General features: G+C 74.0%; 1 pseudogene. It reads left to right on the top strand.

The features are described 5' to 3' along the window. Positions 1–2331 (top strand): annotated as a pseudogene (locus ABD308_RS34620) (eCIS core domain-containing protein); the annotation flags it as partial.

Consider the following 2331-nt stretch of genomic DNA (forward strand, 5'->3'; position numbering starts at 1 on the left):
AGCAGCCCGCCCCGCCCGACGTCTCCGCCCAGGACCCGCAAGGCGCGCTGGCCACCGCCGCGAGCCTGCCGCCCGATCGGATGGCCGCCGCGCTGGACGGCGTGGACGGTTCGGTGAACCGCACCGTCGCCGAGCGGCACGCCCGGCTGCGGGCCGACCCGCCCGCCGTCCAGCGTCCGTCCGGGGCCCCGCGGACCCTGTCCGGGACACCCGAGGCGGCGCCCCCGGCCGAGACGGTGACCGAGCGGCTGGAGCGGGTCGGTCCCCGGAGCGGGGACGGGGCTCGGCAGGAGGTCGAGCGGAGGACGGTCGAGGGCCGCAACCCCGGCGAGCGGGTCGCCGCGCCGCACGTCGCCGACGACGCGGGCGGCCAGGTGTCGCCGCAGGAGGTGCAGCGGCTGCAGGGCGCGGTCGACGGCGTGCCCTCGACCGATCCGGCGCTGAACACCACGGTCGGGCGGGCGCCCAGGGTCGAACTGACCGGCGAGAGCGACCCGGCGCGCACCGACGCGCAGGCGGCGCGGCTCAAGGACGGTTCCGCCCGGATCCTCGGCGTCGGCCGGGAGGACGCCGCCAAGCCGATGGGCGAGGACCGGATCTTCCCGGACGTGCCCGACGAGACCCTCACGGCCTCCGTCCCGGGGGGCGGCCGTCAGCCCGGACCCGGCGGTGCCGGACGCGCGGTCGACAGCGGGCCGGGCATCGGCCTGGTGGCCCGGCAGGAGCGCGGCCCGCAGATCCAGGCGGCGGTCGGCCAGGGCCAGGGCCGGCTGGGCTCCGAGCAGGCCCGCCAGAAGCAGGGCGAGGCCGAGGAGCGCCGCCGGAACCAGGCCGGGATCGACCAGGCGGTGGCCGACAACGCCCAGGCCCAGGCGGGCGAGCGGAGCGACGCCGCGGCGCGGGTCCGGGCCGAGCGCGAGCAGTGGCGCGGCGAGCAGGACCTGAAGGTCTCCGACGCGGACCGGGACGCCGGCGCGGAGCACCGGGACACCACCGGCCGGATCGACGGCAAGCGCACCGAGGCCGACCAGGACGTCGAGGACCGCCGGCAGCAGGACAACCGGAAGATCCAGGACAAGCGGCGGGAGGCCGAGGAGAAGGCGCGGAAGGAGAAGGACCGCAAGAAGGAGGAGTCCGAGGGCTGGTGGGGCTGGGTCAAGTCCAAGGTCAAGGCGGCCTTCGACGCGCTGGTCGAAGCGGTCACCAAGGTCTTCGACTTCTTCCGCGGCCTGATCAACGACATCATCGACGGCTTCCGCGCGTTCGCGAACTGGGCGATCGACCAGGCCCGGAAGTTCGCCGTCGACCTGATCAACCGGCTCGCGGACGCGCTGATCAAGATCTGCGACGTGCTGCTGGCGGCCTTCCCCGAACTGCGGGACAGGTTCCGCCGCAGGATCGAGGAGTGGCGGGACCGGGCCGTCGCCAAGGTCAACGCGTGGGCGGACCGGCTCAAGAACGCCGTCAACACACTGCTGGACGCGCTGGCGGCCGGGCTGAACGCGCTGCTGGACGCCTTGGAGGCCGGGCTGAAGGCCGCGATCGAGGCGGTCCGCACGACCGTGCTGGACGCGATCGACTTCGTGCGGAAGGCGATCGCGGTCTTCGGCGAGTTCGCGGTACTGATCGGCGACATCGCCTCCGACCCGGGCGGGTGGCTGAAGAAGCTCGGCACCGCCGCGGTCGACGGCATCCGGCACCACCTGTGGGGCGCGATCAGGAGCGCGGTGAAGCAGTGGTTCGACGAGAAGGTGGAGTCGGTCGTCGGCCTGACCTCCACCCTGGTGAACGTCCTGGTCAAGGGCTGCGTCTCGATGGCCCAGATCGGCCGGATGGCCTGGCAGGCGATCGCCGCCGCGCTGCCGGGGATGATCGTCTCGATCGTCGTCGAGAAGCTGGTGTCGCTGATCGTGCCGGCGGCGGGCGCGATCATGACCATCATCCAGGGCCTGGTAGCGGCGTGGAACACCGTCAGCAGGATCGTGGCCGCGATCGGGAAATTCGTCGCCTTCCTCAAGGCGGTCAAGTCCGGTGCGGCCGCGTGCCTGTTCGCCGACGCGGTCGCGGCGGGCGTGGTCGCGTTGCTGGACTTCATCTCCAACTTCCTGCTCAGCAGGCTCAAGGGAGCCGGCAAGGCGGTCGGCACCAGGCTCAAGGGGATCGCCCAGCGGATCCTGAAGGGTCTGGCGAGGGCGGGCCGGGGTGCCCGCAAGGCGGCCGGAGGCGCCGTCAACAGGGCGCGGGCGAGCCTGCGCCAGGCCACCCGTTCGCTCCGCCGACGCCCCTCCCCCGCCAGGCCCGGAGCCGCCAGGCCCGGAGCCGCCAGGCCCG

The organism is Kitasatospora putterlickiae, from assembly GCF_039527695.1.
GTDB lineage: Bacteria > Actinomycetota > Actinomycetes > Streptomycetales > Streptomycetaceae > Kitasatospora > Kitasatospora putterlickiae.